Origin of the sequence: Hominimerdicola alba 8 (assembly GCF_000178155.2) — a bacterium.
Classification (GTDB): Bacteria; Bacillota; Clostridia; order Oscillospirales; family Ruminococcaceae; genus Hominimerdicola; species Hominimerdicola alba_C.
The window spans coordinates 150230-171688 of the sequence record NZ_ADKM02000018.1; the positions used below are offsets into that span (position 1 = coordinate 150230).

At 48.7% G+C, this 21459-nt stretch carries 21 protein-coding genes; 8 read left to right on the forward strand and 13 right to left on the reverse strand.

Going from position 1 to position 21459, the window contains the following annotated elements:
* Window positions 1-47 precede the first annotated feature (47 nt).
* Entirely contained in the window at window positions 48-1037 is a 990-nt protein-coding gene (gene cbiB, locus CUS_RS01415; protein ID WP_002846974.1) for an adenosylcobinamide-phosphate synthase CbiB, read from the forward strand.
* 263 nt (window positions 1038-1300) lie between these two features.
* Here cbiB and CUS_RS01420 read toward each other — a convergent pair whose 3' ends face one another.
* The 3 genes from CUS_RS01420 to CUS_RS20600 form a co-directional block, all read right to left on the reverse strand.
* Window positions 1301-2107: a putative ABC transporter permease gene (locus CUS_RS01420; protein ID WP_002847000.1), complete on the reverse strand. Its 807-nt coding sequence runs from the start codon at window positions 2105-2107 to the stop codon at window positions 1301-1303.
* A gap of 146 nt (window positions 2108-2253) precedes the next feature.
* Window positions 2254-3735, reverse strand: a complete 1482-nt coding sequence (gene guaB, locus CUS_RS01425) for an IMP dehydrogenase (protein ID WP_002847092.1) — start codon at window positions 3733-3735, stop codon at window positions 2254-2256.
* A 173-nt stretch (window positions 3736-3908) separates the two neighbouring features.
* On the reverse strand, window positions 3909-4040 hold the full coding sequence (locus CUS_RS20600) for a hypothetical protein (RefSeq protein WP_002847056.1): 132 nt from the start codon (window positions 4038-4040) through the stop codon (window positions 3909-3911).
* 299 nt (window positions 4041-4339) lie between these two features.
* On the opposite strand from CUS_RS20600, the gene CUS_RS01430 reads away from it, so the two are divergent.
* Together CUS_RS01430 and CUS_RS01435 are read left to right on the forward strand one after the other, a co-directional pair.
* Complete coding sequence (locus CUS_RS01430; protein ID WP_002847045.1) at window positions 4340-5314, forward strand: dockerin type I repeat-containing protein; 975 nt, start codon at window positions 4340-4342, stop codon at window positions 5312-5314.
* A 15-nt stretch (window positions 5315-5329) separates the two neighbouring features.
* Window positions 5330-6214, forward strand: a complete 885-nt coding sequence (locus CUS_RS01435) for a dockerin type I repeat-containing protein (protein ID WP_002847170.1) — start codon at window positions 5330-5332, stop codon at window positions 6212-6214.
* A gap of 48 nt (window positions 6215-6262) precedes the next feature.
* Here the strand turns inward: CUS_RS01435 and atpC are convergent, their stop codons facing one another.
* The 10 genes from atpC to CUS_RS01485 form a co-directional block, all read right to left on the reverse strand.
* Window positions 6263-6667: an ATP synthase F1 subunit epsilon gene (atpC, locus tag CUS_RS01440; RefSeq protein WP_002847120.1), complete on the reverse strand. Its 405-nt coding sequence runs from the start codon at window positions 6665-6667 to the stop codon at window positions 6263-6265.
* A 15-nt stretch (window positions 6668-6682) separates the two neighbouring features.
* On the reverse strand, window positions 6683-8089 hold the full coding sequence (gene atpD / locus CUS_RS01445; RefSeq protein WP_002846986.1) for a F0F1 ATP synthase subunit beta: 1407 nt from the start codon (window positions 8087-8089) through the stop codon (window positions 6683-6685).
* A 233-nt stretch (window positions 8090-8322) separates the two neighbouring features.
* Window positions 8323-9183, reverse strand: coding sequence for an ATP synthase F1 subunit gamma (atpG, locus tag CUS_RS01450; protein WP_002847034.1), 861 nt, complete (start codon window positions 9181-9183; stop codon window positions 8323-8325).
* Window positions 9184-9195: 12 nt separating this feature from the next.
* Window positions 9196-10710, reverse strand: coding sequence for a F0F1 ATP synthase subunit alpha (gene atpA / locus CUS_RS01455; RefSeq protein ID WP_002847162.1), 1515 nt, complete (start codon window positions 10708-10710; stop codon window positions 9196-9198).
* Window positions 10711-10749: 39 nt separating this feature from the next.
* Window positions 10750-11298: an ATP synthase F1 subunit delta gene (atpH, locus tag CUS_RS01460; RefSeq protein WP_002847062.1), complete on the reverse strand. Its 549-nt coding sequence runs from the start codon at window positions 11296-11298 to the stop codon at window positions 10750-10752.
* A complete protein-coding gene (atpF, locus tag CUS_RS01465) occupies window positions 11298-11813 on the reverse strand; it encodes a F0F1 ATP synthase subunit B (RefSeq protein ID WP_002846950.1) in 516 nt (171 codons plus the stop codon). Before atpF ends, atpH begins: the two co-directional genes overlap by 1 nt.
* Before the next feature lie 55 nt (window positions 11814-11868).
* Window positions 11869-12129 (reverse strand): ATP synthase F0 subunit C, encoded by a 261-nt coding sequence (gene atpE / locus CUS_RS01470; RefSeq protein WP_002847058.1) that lies wholly within the window; start codon window positions 12127-12129, stop codon window positions 11869-11871.
* A gap of 62 nt (window positions 12130-12191) precedes the next feature.
* Window positions 12192-12410, reverse strand: a complete 219-nt coding sequence (locus tag CUS_RS01475; protein ID WP_157769480.1) for a hypothetical protein — start codon at window positions 12408-12410, stop codon at window positions 12192-12194.
* Window positions 12411-12467: 57 nt separating this feature from the next.
* The gene (locus tag CUS_RS01480) at window positions 12468-13193 is read right to left on the reverse strand and encodes a F0F1 ATP synthase subunit A (protein ID WP_002847117.1); all 726 of its coding nucleotides are present in this window, start codon (window positions 13191-13193) and stop codon (window positions 12468-12470) included.
* A gap of 6 nt (window positions 13194-13199) precedes the next feature.
* Window positions 13200-13604, reverse strand: a complete 405-nt coding sequence (locus tag CUS_RS01485; protein ID WP_002847013.1) for a hypothetical protein — start codon at window positions 13602-13604, stop codon at window positions 13200-13202.
* An 804-nt stretch (window positions 13605-14408) separates the two neighbouring features.
* On the opposite strand from CUS_RS01485, the gene CUS_RS01490 reads away from it, so the two are divergent.
* From CUS_RS01490 to CUS_RS01515, 5 genes are all read left to right on the forward strand, one after another.
* Window positions 14409-15314, forward strand: a complete 906-nt coding sequence (locus CUS_RS01490; protein ID WP_002847055.1) for a glycosyltransferase — start codon at window positions 14409-14411, stop codon at window positions 15312-15314.
* 210 nt (window positions 15315-15524) lie between these two features.
* Entirely contained in the window at window positions 15525-17201 is a 1677-nt protein-coding gene (locus tag CUS_RS01495; protein ID WP_002846949.1) for a glycosyl hydrolase, read from the forward strand.
* A gap of 528 nt (window positions 17202-17729) precedes the next feature.
* Window positions 17730-20159, forward strand: a complete 2430-nt coding sequence (leuS, locus tag CUS_RS01505) for a leucine--tRNA ligase (protein ID WP_002847031.1) — start codon at window positions 17730-17732, stop codon at window positions 20157-20159.
* Window positions 20160-20470: 311 nt separating this feature from the next.
* Window positions 20471-20644, forward strand: a complete 174-nt coding sequence (rpsU, locus tag CUS_RS01510) for a 30S ribosomal protein S21 (RefSeq protein ID WP_002847085.1) — start codon at window positions 20471-20473, stop codon at window positions 20642-20644.
* Window positions 20645-20941: 297 nt separating this feature from the next.
* Window positions 20942-21433, forward strand: coding sequence for a YqeG family HAD IIIA-type phosphatase (locus tag CUS_RS01515; protein WP_002846994.1), 492 nt, complete (start codon window positions 20942-20944; stop codon window positions 21431-21433).
* Window positions 21434-21459 lie beyond the last annotated feature (26 nt).

Genomic DNA, 21459 nt, shown 5'->3' on the forward strand with positions numbered 1-21459 from the left:
TATAATAATGTGTAAAGCTATTTTTGTACTAACAGGAGAACAAGCCTATGATGATAATGAATTCCCTGTGCGCACTGGCGCTGGGCTTTGCACTGGATATGATGCTTGGCGATGCAGGCGGCTCGATGAACCCCGTCAATATGGTCAAACGCCTTGTGGCAAAGCTGGAAAATATACTCAAAAACGCTTATCTCGAATCACCTGAAGCCCAGAATATGGCGGGCATAATGCTGGTGGCTATGACACTGCTGATATGTATGGGCATAAGCGTGGCGCTGCTGCTGCTTTGCTATAAGCTGAATGTAGTTGTCGGCATCATCATGGAGGGTCTGCTTTGCTGGTTCTCGATATCGGGCAGAGATATGCGCCGCAGTCTGCTGGGCGTTTATCGCGGTGTCAGGACTGATAATATCAGCAGCACCCGCCGCTATCTCAAAAAGCTGACAGACCGCGATATCGATGACCTGAGCACCGCCGAATGCGCAAAATGTGCAGTAGAGGCAGCTTCCGAAAACGTGGTGGATATCGTGGTAGCACCGATGTTCTGGGCATGTATTTTCGGCGGACTGGGCGCAGTTTTTTGCAGAGTTGTCAATATAATGGATAACACGGTCGGATTCAAGGACAAAGAACACCTGTACTTTGGCAGAGTCGCCGCGAAGCTGGACGATGTAGTGATGTTCCTGCCTGCAAGACTTGCAGCAGCTTTCATGCGTGCAGATGCGGCTTTCCTCAGACTGGACAGGAAAAACGCAGCCGAGATATACGCCCGCGACAAGCGACATTCGCCTAGCCCAAATTCGGGCTGCACTATGGCAGTGGCAGCAGGCGCACTTGACATTCAGCTGGGCGGCAATGAAAGCAGGAATGGTCATGTCACACGCCGCCAGCGCATCGGTGATGACCTGCACCCCATCAGCTGCAACGAAGTTTTCTGGATAAGCCAGCTTCTCACAGGCACATCGGCTTTCGCGATGGTATTTGCGGCATTCATACGTACCGCAGCGTATCTGATAACGATACAGATAATAAAGTAAAAAAAGTGCGTGGCGGAAAATTTCCGAACACGCACTTTTCATTTGCAACGCCGCAAAAAACTCCTGTCCCGCGTGAGGACAGGAGTTTTATCTATTATTTTTATGTCTATCCCTTTAGCACACCAGCTTAAAATGCTGTAAACAAAAGGATAATTGAGCGTTGTATATCTTTCCCCCGCCGCAGGCGGGGGAAAGATATACGCAAGCCACCTTAAGTTCTGTAAAACCGCCGTTTTTGTGGTGTGTCAGCGGGATAACCACGATTATTTTTTCTTTATCTTGTCGATATTCTTGTTGATGTTTTCTCTGATATTCTCGACTTTCAGATTTTCGCGCAGCGCACCCACCGAGAAATTCTCGCGGAACTCACGGTATCTTTCAAGGCTGTTGTGCAGTGTATCGGAAAATCTCAGCGGGACGAAGAAATGTGAAACGCCTTTCGTCTTTTCGCGGAAAGATTCTATCTGCGCCCTCAGTTCGTCTATCTTGACGATTATGTTATGTTCGCGGGCGAACTCTGCAATATTGACGATGTTGTTGATGGATATTGCAAGGTCGATAAAGAACACACCGTAGTAAAGCCCCACAAAAAACGTGAACTGCAAGTTGTCTGTCAGATATTTCACGGTGCTTGTGATGGGCGGGTCAAGCACAAATACATAGCCAACGCTCAGCACCAGCCAGAAAAAGCTGTACATCGGGCAGATGATGCCCTTGATATTCCCCCAAAACTGCGTATAATCCCACAGCATTATTTTCAGCTTGAGAATGAATATCAGCCCCGTGAAGTATTCCAGCGCCGTTATGCAAGCCGCCATTATCAGGAACAGCACCAGCTTGCGCAGCCGCCCGTCATTTATCGGCAGAATGTTCTCCAGCCGCCGCAGCCAGAACAGCAGCAGCAGTGCAAAACCGTAAAGCGGCAGATACGGTCCTGTCAGAAATCCCGGATTGAGCCACTTGCGCTCAACATTCACAGGGTCAAAAAACTTTCGGTAGAAAAATTCCAGCACCCAGCCTATCATGCTTCCCAAAGCAAACAGATAGGCAGTCTGAATAAATGGCAGCATATGTCAACTCCTTCCGTCTTTTTCTCTATACTATTTTAACCTATTTTTACTCTTATGTCAATAAAGATCTCACATTTTGTATAAAACGCAACGTAATATGCAAAAAAAGGCAGAGCCAAAACTCTGCCTTGTAGATCTCTGTTAAATTACAGACCCGAAGTTGCCGAATAGTTGGGCGCTTCCTTAGTGATGTAGATGTCGTGTGGGTGGCTTTCCTTAAGACCTGCGCCTGTGATGCGTACAAACTTTGCCTTTTCGCCCAGTTCGGGGATAGTATGGCAGCCGCAGTAACCCATCCCTGCTCTGATACCGCCTACCAGCTGGAAGATTGTGTCTGAAACAGGGCCCTTATAAGCAACACGACCCTCAACGCCCTCAGGTACCAGCTTCTTGGAGTTGGTCTGGAAGTATCTGTCCTTAGAACCCTTAGCCATAGCAGCCATAGAGCCCATGCCGCGATATACCTTGAACTGTCTTCCCTGATATATCTCTGTTTCACCGGGAGCCTCTTCACAGCCTGCCAGCAGTGAACCCAGCATTACCAGATTTGCGCCTGCCGCCAGAGCCTTTACGATATCGCCCGAATACTTGATGCCTCCGTCAGCGATAACAGGTATGCCATACTCAGCAGCAGCACATGCAGCGTCATATACAGCAGTTATCTGAGGTACGCCGATACCTGCCACAACTCTTGTAGTGCAGATAGATCCTGGTCCGATGCCGACCTTTATAGCGTCAGCGCCAGCCTCGCACAACGCCCTTGCAGCCTCAGCAGTTGCAACGTTGCCTGCGATAACGGGTACGTTCGGGAAGTTGGATTTCAGCTTCTTCAGGCACTCGATAACGTTCTTTGAATGACCGTGTGCCGAGTCAAGAGCCAGTATATCAGCCTGTGCATCTATCAGTGCGCCCGCTCTTTCAAGAATATCCTGTGTCATGCCGACGGTAGCACCGCAGAGCAGTCTGCCCTTCTGATCCCTTGCAGAATTGGGGTACTGAACAGCCTTTTCAATGTCCTTTATGGTGATAAGACCCTTAAGAACGCCGTCACCGTCTACCAGCGGCAGCTTCTCGATCTTGTGCTGCATAAGTATCTTCTTGGCACCGTCAAGATCGGTATCAACAGGGGCAGTAACAAGGTTCTCCCTTGTCATTACCTTGCCTATCTTTATGGAGAAATCAGTGATGAAACGCAGATCTCTGTTGGTCAGTATACCTTCCAGCTTGCCGTTCTCATCAACTATCGGCACGCCCGATATCTTATACTTGCCCATCAGCTTGTCCGCTTCCTCGACAGTCCTGTCGGCGGTCAGCGAGAATGGGTTGACTATAACGCCGTTCTCCGAACGCTTTACCTTATCTACTTCCTCAGCCTGCTGTGCAATGGTCATATTCTTGTGAATGATGCCTATACCGCCCTCACGCGCTATTGCTATAGCCATCTTGGACTCTGTAACAGTATCCATCGCAGAGGTCATGATAGGTGTGTTCAAAACGATATCCTTAGTAAGATGTGTGTGGATATCGACCATATCGGGTGTGCAGTCACTTTCACCGGGAATAAGGAGCACATCGTCAAAGGTAAGACCTTCTTTTCCGAACTTGCTGTTTGCGTTAGTATCGAGCATAACATTACCTCCCACAAAGTCATAAAATATACTTATAATATCATATAATGATACACGATTTTAATGGATTTGTCAACGGAGATATTGCAAATTAAATATTAATTTTTTCACCTGTATTCTGCTGACTTTTACACGCTGAAACACCGCACCGTGACCTGAAACATTTTGCCGCCTTACGCAGAGATCTTCTGACAAAGCGCGGCGTTATACCTGTACGATACCCCGATGCTGCGGCACTGTAAAGTGCGCTTGATGATATTATCTTCCACCGCCATGACTGTGCCGAAAACTGCTGTGGTTGACAACCGCACACCTTTGTAGTATAATTATTAATATAGTGCATCTTTGCAGTGTCTAAATTGAAAATACAGTCTTTCCGCTGACCCGTCAGCGGAACAGTATTGGCAAAAAAAATATGGTTATCCCTTTAACACATCACACAAAAATGCCTATATATCGCGGAAACAATGAGTTGATGTTATCCTTCCCCCCGCCGTAGGCGGGGGGGGGGAAGGATAACCGCCAACTATTTCAAGTTCCAATATAACATCGTTTATTGTGGTGTCAGCGGGATAACCACACAAAAATAACGGAGGTCTTACCTATGAATAAAACAGCAGCATTCATCACCGCAGCCGCACTGATGCTGACAGGCACAGTCAGCGCAGCAGCAGCTAAAAATATCAGGGGCGATGTAAACGGTGACGGCAGCGTAAATGTCACCGATATAGCTAAGACGGCAGCCCATGTAAAGACGGTAAAAATGCTTGACAAGGAGAGCATTGCGGCAGCAGATGTCAACAGTGACGGCAAAGTGAATGTCACCGATGTATCGCTGATAGCCGCATACGTAAAGGGCGTAAAGCAGCTGCCTGCCGACCCAAACAATGCTGACGAAACTTTTGAGGGATATAATGCTTTCCTGATGTTTGCCGACAAGGATATGAACTGGGGCAACTGGAACGGTCAGGGATATCTCGGTCAGCCGTCTTTCGGCGTTGATGCAGATGTCACTGCTGACGGCACATACACAGTCAGCATCACACGAAACAGCATACAGGCGCGTGATGACGCGGGACTGAACGAGAGTTTGCAGTTTGAAGAATACTGGGACGGTTCAAAGTATCTCAAGGGTGCTGAGGGTGCGACCATGCTGTGCGTAGATATCACAGGACTGCTGGACGGCACTCTGTCGGCTGACGGCAACGAGCTGGAGGGTTTCCTTGAAGACGGCGAAAATGCGGGCATCAACAAGAAAATCAAGGGCAGATATCACGGTGATGAGATAAATGTTGAGCTGGTCAGCATTGAAGCTGACGGCTGGGAAGTCGATTTTGACCCCGCTAAGGTGAGGTACGGCAACCTTGATGAAGAAGACAACTGTTACCGCATCGAGATAGCGAACCTGATGCTGAACGATGCCGATGATGCCGCCATAGATGTGAACGAACTCAGTTTCTATGATTCGCTGAGCGTGACATTCAGAATAACGGGCATCGGCAGTGTTTCCTACGATGACACCCCCGATGACGGCGGCGAAGCATGGGACTGGTCGGAACTTGGGAACGCAAATAATTAAAACGAGGTTTTGGATTTGAGAAAAAGAAAAATTGCAGTATTTCTGACATCGGTAGTTATGGCGCTTTCAATGGCGATACCTGCGAATGCGGGTAAACTTGATCCCGCCCACATAACAGACGGTCTGGATGTCGGAAAGTACGGTGATGTCAACCTTGACGGCAAGATCAATGTGAGTGACACTGTTATGGCAAGCGCATATCTGGAAGGCAAACGCAAGTTATTCGGTGAGAATTTAGCGCGTACCGATATCAATAATAACTTTATAATAAATGTGTCTGATGTGGTCAAGATAGCGGCGCATGTCAAGGGCATAAAAAAGCTGGGAACAATGGTTTACGGAACGTATAACTGGGTATTCCACAGATCTTTGGCAGACATGGGCGGATATGCCATTCAGACCGTGACTCAGAATGACGATGGGAGCAAGACATTTACGCAGTATATGCGCTACGGAAATGACTACCGTATGGACATCGCAAATTATATTGAAAATGTGCGAACTGTATCCTATATGTCATATGTGCTGTACAACGGAAAATTCTACACCATAGACAGGCTGAAAGATACATACAGTGTCGCACCTGCGAAGTCTGCAACAGTCGATATACAGGGCAAGATAGATGTTCTTCTCGGAAAAGGTCTGAAATACAAGGGCGAACGGTGGACGCTGGCAGGCAGTAAGATAACTTTATCAGATGACATAACTTCATATGAGGTATATGAGAGCAATACGGGTGATAACAGTTTTTATGTCTACAATTACTTCATTGAAAGTCTGTCAAGTATCGACCATTATGACAAGAACGGCAATGTTAAAAGCGTAGAGATCACCGATATACACGAGATCGACAGTCAATGGCTGGGTGAACTGCGCAAAGAAGGCGTAAAATTTGAATGACCTTAATAATGATAAAAGCCGATGCACTGCGCATCGGCTTTTGTATTGCTATTTTTTGCCCGCAACAGATAGACGGTTGACTGCCCTTTTGAGCTGTCTTTCCGCAAGGTCGAACTCTGTGCGGCTGGTCTGCGCTTTGAGCTGTTTCTCAGCCCTCTCTTTGGAGCGCTGGGCGCGGGCTACATCTATCTCATCAGACCATTCCACCGCTGAGGTAAGCACCGTTACACTACCGTCCTCAGATACCTTTACAACGCCGTCAGAGATCGCCGCCGAACGGAATGCACCATCGATCTTTATCTTCATCTCAGCAGGCACAAGGCTTGCCACATACGGCGAATGATTTGCCAGTATACCCACATATCCTGTGGTCGTCTTCGCCACCAGCTGTTCGGTATCGTCCTGAAAGAATACCTTTTCGGGGGTCAGCACCTTTAACTTGAAAACTGCCATAGCCGCCGCCTTTCGTTATTCTTCTTCGGCGGACTTCTTCGCCTTCTCCACAGCTTCGTCTATTGTGCCCACAAACAGGAACGCCGACTCAGGCAGGTCATCGTGCTTGCCCTCGATTATCTCCTTGAAGCCGCGTATGGTTTCCTTAAGAGGAACATACTTGCCCTGATAGCCTGTGAACTGTTCTGCCACAAAGAAAGGCTGTGACAGGAAACGCTGTATCTTTCTCGCTCTCGATACTGTCAGCTTATCTTCATCGGAAAGTTCGTCCATACCCATGATGGCGATGATGTCCTGAAGTTCAACATATCTCTGAAGTATCGACTGCACCTGTCTTGCCACCTGATAGTGTTCATTGCCCACTATTTCGGGGGTCAGTATGCGCGAGGTGGACTCCAGCGGGTCAACTGCGGGGAATATACCCAGCGAAGCTATGCTTCTCGAAAGTACCGTAGTAGCGTCCAGATGTGCGAATGTGGTAGCAGGTGCGGGGTCAGTCAGGTCGTCCGCAGGCACGTAAACTGCCTGTACCGAAGTGATAGAACCCTTGTTGGTGGAGGTTATCCTCTCCTGCAAAGCACCCATCTCGGTCGCCAGTGTGGGCTGATAGCCAACGGCAGATGGCATACGTCCCAGCAGAGCCGAAACCTCAGAACCTGCCTGTGTAAATCTGAATATGTTATCAATGAAGAGCAGTACGTCCTGACCTTCCACATCACGGAAATACTCCGCCATCGTCAGACCAGACAGACCAACTCTCATTCTCGCTCCGGGCGGTTCGTTCATCTGACCGTACACCAGAACGGTCTTGTCGATAACGCCCGACTCTTTCATCTCCCAGTAAAGGTCGTTGCCCTCACGGGTACGCTCACCAACGCCTGTGAATACCGAGATACCGCCATGCTGGTTAGCAACGTTGTTGATAAGTTCCTGTATCAGCACCGTCTTGCCAACGCCCGCACCGCCGAACAGACCTATCTTACCGCCCTTAAGATACGGTGCTATCAGGTCGATGACCTTGATGCCTGTTTCCAGTATCTCGTTGGCAGCAGTCTGCTCTTCGTATGTGGGAGGCTCACGGTGTATCTCCCAGCGCTCCGCATTTTCGGGCGCAGGCAGATTGTCAACAGGCTCACCCAGCAGGTTGAACATTCTCGAAAGGGTCGCCCTGCCCACAGGTACGGATATAGCCTTGCCTGTATCAACAGCGTCAACGCCCCTTACCAGCCCGTCAGTCGAGGACATAGCGATGCACCTTACCACATCATCACCGATGTGCTGTGCCACCTCGACCACCAGCTTAGTGCCGTTATTGTCTATTTCAAGCGCATTCAGAAGGTTCGGCATATGTTCTTTGTCAAAGCGCACATCAACGACCGCTCCGACTATCTGCACGACCTTGCCTATATTTGTGCTTTCCATCAGCTTTCTTCCTTTCCTATCCATGCCGCGCCCAAAACGCCGCACAGACCACGAATTGTGAATTATCAAGCTCTGCCGCAACAGCAAAGCATCATCTCAAACCATATCATCAGCCCTATTTTATCTTCCGCCCACATCTCTCTCGTTTTCGTAAACGACCTGCCGCCCCGCCTGTGACAGCGAGCGACCGGAGGGAGCGTAAGCGGCCGATATCGGCCCGTCCGGCCGAGGACTTATGAATTATCATTAAGGCTTGCCGAGCTTATCTCGGTTATCTCCTGAGTTATCTGTGCCTGTCTTGCGCGGTTGTAGAGCAGTGACAGCTTGTCGATCATCTCGCTTGCGTTGTCGCTGGCAGACTCCATCGCCGTTCTTCTGGCAGCCTGCTCACTGGCGAAGCTGTCAACTATGGCAGAATAGAGCATGCCGCCCATATATTCGGGTATCAGGCTGTCAAACACAGCTTCGGGCGAGGGATCGTATATGGTCATCGGGTGCTTTTTGCCCAGATATTCCAGATTTTCAACAGGCAGTATCCTGAGATGCTGAGGTTCCTGCGTCATCACCGAAACAAATGTGGTGTAGACCAGTTCAACCGCGTCAAAGTCGCCCAGCCTGAACCTTTCCACGACCTTATTGGCGATCATCATCGCGTCGATAAGTTCGATGCCCTCAGCTATCTGCGGGAAACCGTCTATCAGCTTGTATTCGCGCTTCTCAAAGAACTCAACAGCCTTTTTGCCTATTGCCATTATAACAGCCTCACCGCCGCTTGCCTGTATCTCATCAGCCTTAGCCTTAGCCAGCTTGAGCACATTCGAGTTGAAGCCGCCCGCCAGACCTCTGTCACCTGCAATGACGATCAGCAGTACCGAGTTCTTGAACTTCTTCTTGGTGAACACCGAAGTAAATTCGTGGTCGCGGGAGATATCCGCCATCACCTGAAATATGCCCTCAAAAAACGGGTGTACCGCCTCAGCACGCTCTTTGGCTTTCCTCATCTTCGAGGACGCCACCAGCTGCATCGCTTTGGTGATCTGCATGGTGCTTTCCACGCTCTTTATACGGCGCTTAACGTCCTTCATGTTAGCCATAAGCCGCTCTCCTTACCTCTGCTTTAGAAACTTCTCCGCGAAATCTTTCAGCACTTGCTTCAGCGCCTTTTCGTTCTCTGCGGTAAGTTCTTTGGTGTCCCTTATGGAAGCCAGTATATCGGGGTGAGCCTCATCAAGGTGTATGAACAGATCCTTCTCGTACTCACGTATATCCTCAACAGGTATGCTCTTGAGATAGTTGTTTACAACAGCGTAGATTATAACTACCTGCTTCTCAACATCAACAGGGGAGTTCTTCGACTGTTTGAGTACCTCAACTATACGTTCGCCCTGTGCCAGTCTGTCTTTGGTATCCTGGTCGAGGTCTGAACCGAACTGCGAGAAACTCTGCAATTCTCTGTACTGCGAATAGAGCAGTTTCAGCGGACCCGAAACCTTCTTCATAGCCTTTATCTGCGCCGAACCGCCGACACGCGACACCGAGATACCGGGGTTTACCGCAGGTCTTACACCTGAGAAGAACAACTCAGTTTCAAGGAATATCTGACCATCGGTGATGGAGATGACGTTTGTAGGTATGTAAGCCGAAACATCGCCCGCCTGAGTTTCTATTATGGGCAGTGCGGTTATCGAACCGCCGCCGTTCTCTTCATTCAGACAGCAGGCTCTTTCAAGCAGTCTTGAATGCAGGTAGAATACATCGCCGGGATAAGCCTCTCTTCCTGTTGGTCTTTTCAGCAGGAGTGACATTGTTCTGTATGCCACCGCATGCTTTGAGAGGTCATCATAAACGCAAAGCACATCCTTGCCCTGAAGCATGAAGTACTCAGCCATAGCAACGCCCGCATAAGGCGCTATGTACTGCAAAGGCGCCATCTCGGAAGCCGTTGCCGAAACTACGATGGAGTAGTCCATAGCATCGTTCTTTGTCAGTGTATCAACGATGTTTGCGACCGTCGATATCTTCTGACCGATGGCAACATATATACAGATGACGTTCTTGCCCTTCTGGTTTATTATGGTATCCAGCGCGATAGTGGTCTTTCCTGTCTGTCTGTCGCCTATAATAAGTTCACGCTGACCTCTGCCGACGGGTATCATCGAGTCGATAGCCTTGATGCCTGTTTGCAGTGGTCTGCTTACTGATTTTCTTGTGATTATGCCGAAAGCGGGGCTTTCAACCGGTCTTGTTTCGTTTGTGAGTATCGCACCCTTGCCATCGATGGGCGCACCCAGCGCATTAACGACTCTGCCCAGCATAGCATCGCCCACAGGCACCGAAACTATCCTGCCTGTACGCTTAACGTTCGAGCCTTCTCTGATGCCCTCCTCAGTACCCAGCAGAACACAGCCCACGAAGTCCTGTTCGAGGTTCATCGCCATGCCGTAGGTGCCGTTATCAAACTCCAGCAGTTCGCCCGACATGCACTTTTCCAGACCGTTTACTCTGGAAATACCGTCGCCCACTGTGCAGACAGTGCCGACATCGTCCAGCACCAGCTTGGTGCGGTAATTCTTGATCTGTGATTTTATCAGACCTGTTATTTCATCAGGACGTAAATTCATATTTTTCCGTTCCCTTCTGTACGTTTAAATAAAATAGCACTACGCGATAGTGTTTGTGATCTGTGCTTTCAGCTTGTCAAGCCTTGTCCTCACGCTGGAGTCAAGCTCTGTATTGCCGTAGCGCACCACGATGCCGCCTATTATCGACTTATCGACCTCTTCGGTCAGCACAATGCTCCTGCCTGTGGACTTTGACAGCTTATCAGTCAGGCGCTTTCTCAGTTCAGCCGACAGCGGTGATGCGGTTATGGCAGTTACTTCGAGTATGTTCTTCTTGTCGTTGTACATCTGCCTGAACTCGGCATATATCTCGCCCAGCCTGTCTGCCCTGCCCTTTTCAGCCACAAGGCACAGGAAATCCAGCAGCAGACCTTCCAGCCTGCCGCCGAAAACAGTGTTAAGGCTCTCAGCCTTCTCCCTGCCCGCGATAAGGGGCGATGACAGGAACTTTATGTAATCGGCGCAGTCGTCAGTCCGCATAAGTTCATCAAAATCGGTGAACCCGCCGAAAACGCTCTCCAGCTTATCCTGTTCAGTACACAGTTCAAACAGCGCGGTGCTGTAAACCTTGCCTACCGTTTCAGCCATCAGTTCTCACCCACATTGTCGATGAATTGACCGATCAGCCTCTCATTATCGGCACTGGAAAGATCCTTCTCGATAACAGCCTGCGCTGCCTGAAATGCGATATCTGTGATATCGTCCTTGATCTTGTTCACAGCGATCTTCTTCTCGCGCTCTATCTCGTTTCTCGCCTGCTCGGTGATGCCCTTAGCCTCGACCTTTGCATCAGCGATTATCTCATCACTTCTCTGCTGCGCCTTGCGGGTAGCCGCCTGTATTATCTGCGCAGACTCTTCCTTTGCGCCGCTTATGCGCTGCTCGTACTCCTTTTCAAGCTGCTTGGCATGTTCTTCCGCCTCGCCGGCTTTCTTGTAAGTTTCCGCGACCTCGTTCTTCCTGTCTTCCATGACCTTGTTCACTTTATCGAACAGGAAGTGTTTGAGCACCAGAAACAGTATGAGCAGGTTGAGCCATGTGGCGATAATGGTAGTGAGATTTATCGACAGAAAATCCGTCACATCTCCTGCTGACATTATCATCTGCAAAACCTCCCTTTATCTGTATGCAAAACCGTTATAACAATATTATGCTATATTACAGCTTGCCGATGAAGGGGTTGCCGAACATCAGTATCAGTGCAACAACGAAAGAGTAGATACCTGTAGACTCTGCCATAGCGACACCGATGAACATTGTTCTGGTGCAGTCGCCCTGTGCTTCGGGCTGTCTTGCGATGGACTCGATGGTCTTACCGACAGCGTAGCCCTCACCGATACCCGGTCCGATACCCGCTATCATAGCCAGACCTGCGCCTACTGCGGAACAACCTAATACAAATGCCTTGTCACTCAACATAATAAAATCCTCCAAAGTTTTGTTAACAATATTTTTTCGCAGAAAATTTCTGCGCATCTTACTTATTTTTCTTCCGACACACGCGGGTGTTCAAAGCCTTTATAGCCCACCGCCCGCAAAATGTCATCGCCGTTTTCAAGCCTTACTTCACCGACATCATCGCGCCTGCAAAGTTCCCCGAAAACATATCCTGCCACCCTTGCCGCACAGGAAGGTCTGTGCAGGTCAAGCACAGCATCCGCGCCGCAGAAAGTGCAGTTAACGGCTTCTATATTCGGCACGCCCACAGGTACTCTCTGCCGCCGACAGAAAGTTCCCTCAGTTTCGGGCTTTTCATATCATTCCTCTGCCGCCGAAGCAACGTTTACCATCGTCAGCGTAGAGAATATGTATGCCTGTATACAGCCTGAGAACAGGTCGAAATATACCGACAGCACCGCAGGTATACCTACCTGCAACACACTGAATGCCCAGGAAGCAAACTCAAAATGCAGATGCAGTGCCTCAGAAGCCGCGCCCAGTGCGGAATACAGCAGTCCTGTTATTACCATGCCGCCCGCAACGTTACCGAAAAGACGGAACGCCATCGAAGCGGGAGTAGCTATCTCACTGATAAGGTTCAGCGGCAGTATGAAAGCTACAGGCTGTGCAAAACCTTTGAGGTAGCCCAGAAAACCGTTCGCCTTTATCTTGTGGAACGTTATCAGTGCGAATGTGACTATCGCCCACGCCGCTGTAACGTTGATATCCGCCGTCATCGAACGCAGACCCACCATGCTTATCAGTGCGCCCAGCACCGCCGATATCAGCAGTGTGCCGATGTACGGGGCGTAATACATCATCTTCTCGCCCATCGATGTCCTGACCATGTTGTTTACAAAGCCCACGAACATCTCAGCCACTATCTGCTTTTTGCTTTCGGGCTTCTTTTTGAGGTCTTTGGTCAGCCACAGACAAAGCAGTGTGACCACAACAATTATCATCCAGCCCATTACCACCGTTTCGGTGAATATAAGCGGACCTATCGTAAAGACGATCTTGGGACCGTCACCTAATCCTTCCATAAACGCCTATCCTTTCCTGCCGATGAAGTGATCGGCTGTTAGTATCATTCGCGGGAAAAGCTGAGGTATCAGCACGCCCGTAAAGTTTGCAATACCTGTATATGCGGCGGCACAGCTTATCAGCACCAGCGCCGACATCCTCAGCGCATAGCAGGTGCGCATCTTCCTGACGGCGGCTTTTCTGTCCAGTGTGACAGCGATCTCACAGCACCGTCCGAAATAATGATACTGCCCGCACATGAAAGCGTACCCGATGCCGAAGCCGAGAAGCTGAGAGAACTTAAAGCCCCACAACAGCGTCACCGCAAAGCAGACCGCCGTCATTACAGCGCCCCACTTACATATCATCGACAACAGCGGTCTTATCACCGAACTGCCGCCCGAAAGTGCCGTATCTTCTTTGTTTTCCAAGTCTGATCTCCGCCTTTCGGTAACAGCACATAAAATTACTCGCACATACAAATTTATTATATCATCTTCTGCTAATTTTTTAAAGGGGTTTTCAAGTTATCTCCTGATATTTTACAAATTATTAACAAAATTTTCTGCCATATCCCAATTTTGATGTGTATTGTTCCCCATTCTGTATCATCAGCAATACACATCAAAATTGGGAGTCTGCTATTTTGAGTAAAATATGTGCTGATTTACTGACTGTTGGTCATTTATATGCATTATTATACCATTTGGCTCAAATGTTGTCAATTGACAAAATGACCAATGGTCATTAACTGCCGCCTGTCCGTATTGTGACGTGTGACAGCCCTCATCGGCAGGGAAGCCCCATGTTCTCCGTAATCACAGCCCTCTATGCCAAATATTATAAGGGACGGCACTGTGTCAGCCGCATCTGTGCCTGCGCTGTCCGCGCACGCAGTTCAATTTTGAAAAATATGACTATCCCTTTATCAATGAGGAAAAACTGAGTTGATGTTATCTTTCCCACGCCGGTATTCAATTCCAGATATATCATCGTTTATTTTGGTGTATCAGCGGAATGATCACATTGAAAAAACGCCTGTTTTTTTCTCGCCGCAGCAGGGAAGCGCAGAACCGATCCCGTGTTATTCATATTTTAGGCTTGACATTGTCAGGCGTATATGCTAAAATTAAACTACATATAACATTTATGGTATACACTATGTAAATTTTTACCTGTCCGCAGTCCTGTACTGCGGCGGATCGCTATATCTTGCGGGAAAGGAGGTCTTTCGCATGGCGCGGCACACAGGCAAAAAGCGCGTAAAAGACAGCGTTGCGGGCTATAAACTGCCGAAATACAGCGTGCTTATGTCGGTCTATGACCAGGAATTGCCCGAAAATCTCAACCAGAGCCTTGAATCTATGCTTAAACAGACCTATCCTCCCTCGGATTTCGTGCTGGTCTGTGACGGCAAGCTGACAAACGAACTCGATGTTATCGTAAAATCTTTCCAGAACGAATACAAGAAGATATTTCACATAGTGCGCATAGACGAAAATGTGGGTGCGGGCAAAGCGGTCAACAAGGGCATAAAAGCCTGTCGATGTGAGTACATAGTGCGCATGGACAGCGATGATGTTTCAAAGCCCGACAGGTGCATGAAAGAGATGCTTCTGTTTGCGGTCATGCCCGAACTTGACATCGTGGGCAGTTTCGTCGAAGAATTCGACGACTTCACCGACAAGACCATCTCACTGAAAAAAGTGCCGCTGGTGCAGAAAGATATACTCAGCTATTCAAAGCGCCGCAACCCTTTCAACAGGCAGACGGTGGCTTTCCGCAAAAGCAAGGCTATGGAAGTCGGCGGGTACAGCGACCTCAAGCTGTGCGAGGACTACGAGTTTGCTGTGAGAATGCTGGCAAACGGTGCTGTGGGGCAGAATATCCCCGAAGTGCTGGTGCGCTACCGCGTGAGTGAAAGCACACCCGAGATACGCCGCAGCTGGCGGCTGACAAAAGGCTTCATCGCGGTACGCTGGAAGCTGTTCATGGAGGGATATATAGGTTTCAGGGATTTCTTCCCGCCATGCTTTTTACAGCTGATGCTTTTTGTACTGCCCATGCGCTTTACAAGATGGTTTTACAGGAAATTTCTGCGCGACACGAAGATAACTCCGCCCACTGCGGATAATGTATGAGAGAAGAAAAAGGATAAAAAGGGTATTTCAAACGGCATCATATGACGGGAATGCCGTTTGCTATATAGCAATCCGCCTTAAAATTCAGACAAAATCCAGTCACAAAATCCATAGATCCGAGCTTTTGCGACTGGATTTTGTGAATTTAAATAGTTGGATTGATATAGGATAATGGTAAGAGAGTTTCATAAGGAAACGGGGGTATTAAAAATGAAGGGTAATATCAAAAAAATGCTGGCGATGACACTTGCACTGACTATAAGCGCGGGACTTTTCGGCTGTGGTGAAGACGGCGGCAAGAAAAATGACAGCAAGGCGGAAAACAGTTCTGCGGCAGAAAGCAGTGAGGTCAAGGAAAAAGAACCTGTGGTGGAAACTATAGGCGATTTTGACCTTTCCGACCTGACATCTGAATACGATGTGCCTGCCGATTTTGAACTGACCATCGAGGGCGAGAGCGGCGAGATGGTCAACCAGTCGTTCGTGATGGACAAAGCGTTCGCGGGCGATTTTTCGGGCGAGGGCTATGTGGCTGTACCCGAACAGGGCGATGAAGTCACCTTTGAGGTGGAACTTCCCGCAAAAGGCAGTTACGACATCATAATGACGCTGGCGACCGACAACAAGGGTTCGATGAACCTTATAACCGTTGACGGCAATGCGGCAGTCAAGTTCAGGGCAGAAGACCCGAAGTTCGCTGAGGTCAAGGCTGAAAGCGTGCTGATAGAGGGCGGCAAGCACACGCTGGGCGTGCGGGGCGACACGGGACATATCTACCTGGACAGCCTGAAGATAGTGCCTGCACCTGCGGTGGATATCTCAAAGTTCGAGGTCACACCCGAACTCTGCAACCCCAACGCCAGCGACAACGCGAAAAGGCTTTACAGCTTCATGCGGGCGTGCTACGGCAAGTACACCATATCGGGTCAGTATTCGGGCGACAACGAGGGCAAGGACAGCCGCGAGTTCAAGGAGATAGACAAGCGCACAGGCAAGTCTCCCGCCATACTGGGTCTTGATGTGGGAAATCTGGGCATATCCACCATGATAGACCATCAGGCGGGCGGCGGCGACATGGTGCCGCTCTATGCGATGGACTGGTACAACAACAATAACGGCATCGTTACCATGTGCTGGCACTGGCATGCACCATCAAAGTATCTGGAAGTCAACGACCAGCCCTGGTGGAGAGGCTTCTACACCGACAGCACCAGCTTCGATCTTGGCAAAGCCATGAGCGGTGAGGACAAAGAGGGCTATGACGCCATAGTTGCCGAACTTGACAATATGGCACAACAGCTGAAACCTCTGGCTGACGCTGATGTGCCGATACTCTGGCGACCTCTGCATGAAGCGGCGGGCGACCCGAAATATCCCGGCAAGGCATGGTTCTGGTGGGGCGCATCGGGCAAGAAAGCCTACCTCGAACTCTACAAGCTGATGTACGACAAGTTCGTTAACGAGTATCAGCTGAACAACCTGATATGGGTCTGGAATGCGCAGAACAAGGACTGGTATCCCGGTGACGAGTATGTTGACATAGTTGGATACGACTGCTACCCCGCCGAGAAAGACAGTTCTTCGCAGAAGGAGTATTACGAATTTCTGGCAGAATGCTCGCCTACAGGGAGCAAGATAATAGCCGAGACCGAGAACGGCTCGATGTTCGACCCAGATGCCGCTTTCAATGAAGGCACAAGATGGTCGTACTTCGCCACATGGAACGGCGAATTCACCATAAAGGACAAACAGCTGTCAGAGCAGTATACCACCTTTGATATGTGGGATAAGATATACGCAAGCGAAAGGGTGCTGACCCTCGATGAACTGCCCGACCTCAAAAGCTGGCCCATCGACCTTGACACTTATCTTGCAGAGAACAAGTAAATATTATAAAACATGGTTATTCCGCTGACACGCCACAAAAACATTGGTTCTGCGGGATCTATAGCAATCCGCCTTAAAATTCAGACAAAATCCGGTCACAAAATCCATAGATCCCAGCTTTTGCGACTGGATTTTGTGAATTTAAACAGTTGGATTGCTATAAGATATTGTGCGCTCAATTATCCTTATATTTACCGCATTTCAATCGATGTGCTAAAGGGATAACCATAAAATCCCAATTTGGTTGTGTATTGTTCCCCCGCCGAAGGCGGGGGAACAATACGAAAGAACAGCCATTTTGTATCATCAGCAATACACATAAAAATTGGGAGAAAATAAAATGTGCGCGGCTGATATCATCGGCGGCGCACTTTTGTCTGCAAGGGCGGATGGTATACCGCAGATTTATGCGAAACAGGCTTTGCAGGGTATTGCAAAGCGCAGAAAAATATGTTATAATAAATGTTGGAATTTTTTTCGCCCGAAAGAACGGGCATATCATAACATTGCAAAAGGTGATGAATTTTAATGAAGAATTACGATTACAGCGCCATTGAAAAAAAATGGCAGAAGTATTGGGAGGAGCATGAAACTTTCAAGACAGATGTCTGGGATTTCAGCAAGCCTAAGTTCTATGCGCTTGACATGTTCCCCTATCCATCAGGCGTGGGTCTGCATGCAGGTCACCCCGAAGGCTATACCGCCAGCGATATAGTTTCCAGAATGAAGAGAATGCAGGGCTACAACGTTCTGCACCCGATGGGCTATGACTCTTTCGGTCTGCCTGCCGAACAGTATGCGGTAACAACAGGCAACCACCCCAACGGCTTCACTCAGGAGAATATCAAGACTTTCTCCAAACAGCTGAAAGAACTAGGCTTTGACTACGACTGGTCGAAGATGATAGCTACCTCCGACCCTGAGTACTACAAGTGGACACAGTGGATATTCAAACAGCTCTACCTCGACGGCTACGCAAAATACATCGACATGCCCGTAAACTGGTGCGAAGAGCTGGGCACTGTGCTTTCAAACGATGAGGTCATCGACGGCAAGTCCGAGCGCGGCGGCTACCCTGTTGTAAGAAAGAACATGAAGCAGTGGGTCATCGACCAGCCTGCTTTCGCAGAAAAACTGCTGGAGGGTCTTGACGAGATAGACTGGCCTGAGTCAACAAAATCAATGCAGCGCAACTGGATAGGCAAGTCAACAGGCGTTGAGGTGGAATTCGATATAGTGGGCGGAGGAGAGTTCTCAATCTTCACCACTTGTATCGAAACTATCTACGGCATCACTTTCATGGTGCTCGCCCCCGACGGCGCTATCACCGAGAGCCTGCTCGACAGGGTGCAGAACCGCGAGGAAGTTCAGGCTTATATCGATGAAACAAAGAAGAAAAACGATATGGACCGCACTGAACTGAACAAGACAAAGTCGGGCTGTGAACTTAAGGGCGTTACCTGCATAAACCCCGTAAACGGTAAGGAAGTGCGCATGTTCATCGGTGACTTCGTGCTGGCAAGCTACGGCACAGGCGCGGTAATGGCTGTACCGAGCCACGACCAGCGTGACTTCGAGTACGCTGTTGCTCACAATATCGACATGATACAGGTCATCGACGGCAAGGACGGTCACATCGACGTTACCGATGCCGCTATGGAAAAGACCGAGTATCTGGGTAAGGGCTATAAGCTGATAAATTCTGAGGAATTCACAGGTATGACCGTTGAGGAGGCTAAGGAAGCCATCACCGTCAAGCTGGAGAAGATGGGCAGAGCAAAGCGCACTGTCAACTATCACTTCCGTGAGTGGATATTCGCACGCCAGAGATACTGGGGCGAACCTGTGCCTGTGGTACATACCGAGAACGGCATACATGTACTCGATGATGAAGAACTGCCCCTTATCCTGCCCGAACTGGACGACTATAAGGGTAAGAACGGCAAAGCGCCTCTTGAGAACGCGACCGAATGGAAACAGTACGACAGGAACGGCATAAAGGGCGTTCGCGAAACTTCCACAATGCCGGGCAGTGCAGGTTCAAGCTGGTATTTCCTGAGATATATCGACCCGCACAACGACAAGGAGTTCGCAAATCAGGAACTGCTGAAACACTGGATGCCTGTTGACCTCTACATCGGCGGACCCGAACACGCGGTTGGTCATCTGATGTATTCGCGTATCTGGAACAGATACCTGTACGACAAGGGTCTTGCACCTACCAAAGAGCCTTTCAAGAAGCTGGTACATCAGGGCATGATACTGGGCGAGAACGGCGTAAAGATGGGCAAGCGCTTCCCGAAGTACGTTGTGAACCCATCTGATATAATCAGAGATTTCGGCGCAGATACCCTCAGACTCTATGAGATGTTCATGGGACCTCTGGAAGTTTCAAAGCCCTGGAGCCAGAGCGGTGTTGAGGGCGCAAAGCGCTTCCTGAACAGAGTGTGGAACTTCTTCACAGAAGAAAGCAATATCACCGAAGATAACAACGGTGCGCTGACTAAGGTATACCACCAGACTGTAAAGAAGGTCACAGATGACTACGAACAGCTGGCATTCAACACAGCGATCGCACAGATGATGATATTCGTGAACGCAGTTTACAAGAACGGCAGCTGCCCGAGAGAGTATGCTGAGGGTCTTATCAAGATGCTGTCCTGCATCTCGCCGCATATCGGTGAAGAGATATGGAGCATTCTGGGTCACGATGACACCATCGCTTACGAAAGCTGGCCGACCTACGATGAAGCTGAACTGGTAGAAGACACTGTCGAGATCGCTGTACAGGTCAACGGCAAGGTAAAGGCAAAGCTGAATATCGCTAAGGACGAAGCTAAGGACAAGGTGCTGGCTGATGCAAAGGCTGAGGAGAGCATTGCAAAGCTAATTGACGGCAAAACTGTTGTCAAGGAGATATATGTTCCCAACAAGCTGGTAAACATCGTTGTAAAGTAACATTGGCAGTTTTCTTTACCACGCCGCCCGATGTCGTTTTTTGTATGTTATTGTCAAAATAGCCAAAATATGAACGAAAATATTTGCAGATAAATTTTAAAAATATTTTCAAGGCTATTGACTTTTCGGGTGAAATATAGTATAATGAATTTGTAATTTATTCGACTGTCATGTTTCCGCAGATCTTAGACAGAGAATGACGTTTTTGCGTTACAAGTTTGCACAAAGCAGACCTTCACTATCACCCTTGTGGTGTGCGGGAGCGGTTGAATGATTACCTCTGTCACAGGTGGCAAAGGGAGGGAAACATTTTGGCAGAAATCCGTGTTGGCAAGAACGAAACTCTGGATACCGCTCTTAAGCGTTTTAAGAGATCATGCGCAAGAGATGGCGTTATCGCTGAGGTTCGTAAGAGAGAACACTACGAAAAGCCTTCGGTAAAGCGCAAGAAGAAGTCCGAAGCTGCTCGTAAGCGCAAGTATTGATAAGTTGATAAAGAGAGGGTATCTTTTGATATCCTCTTTTTTATTTTGTCACGGAGCTCGGTTTTTGTGTATTTCTGAATTCACCGAAAATTGATTTGCGTGTTATTTTGTATAAAAGACTTTACTTTGAGAGCATTTTATGTTATAATGAATGTGAACATTATCTAAATAAAGACAGGTATAATATGGTCAAACGGTTTGTCTGCTCTATCATATTGTCGCTGTTTATGTGTGTCCGGTGCCGGTTGACCTGACGATGTATGCTGTATATAAATTAAGAAAAAGGAAAGTTAAAGAATGATATTTTTTTTCAAGCCCACCTACGTGTTCGACAAGGTGGTGGATATAACCCCCGAATTTCTTCGTAAAAAGCAGATAAAAGGGCTTCTGCTCGACCTTGACAACACCCTCACGACACACAACAACCCCGTTGTGCCGCAGTCAAGCCTTGACTGGATAAAGAAAATGAAGTCGGCAGGCATAAGCCTGATGATAGTTTCAAACAACCACGCACCGAGAGTCACACCGTTTGCAGAACAGCTGGGACTTGATTTCGAGTGCGAGGGCGCTAAACCGCTGACTTTCGGGTACAGCAGGGCTATAAAGCGCATGGGGCTGAAAAAACGCGAGGTCGCGGCAGTAGGCGACCAGATATTTACAGATGTGATGGGCTCAAATCTCAAAGGGATACGCTCGATATTCGTTTTCCCCATAAAGCCCGAAGAAAGCCTGCCTTTTCGCTTCAAAAGGGCTTGCGAGAAGCCTTTTCTGCCGAAGCTGAGTAAATAACGGCGAAACGCCGAAATATATAAAAC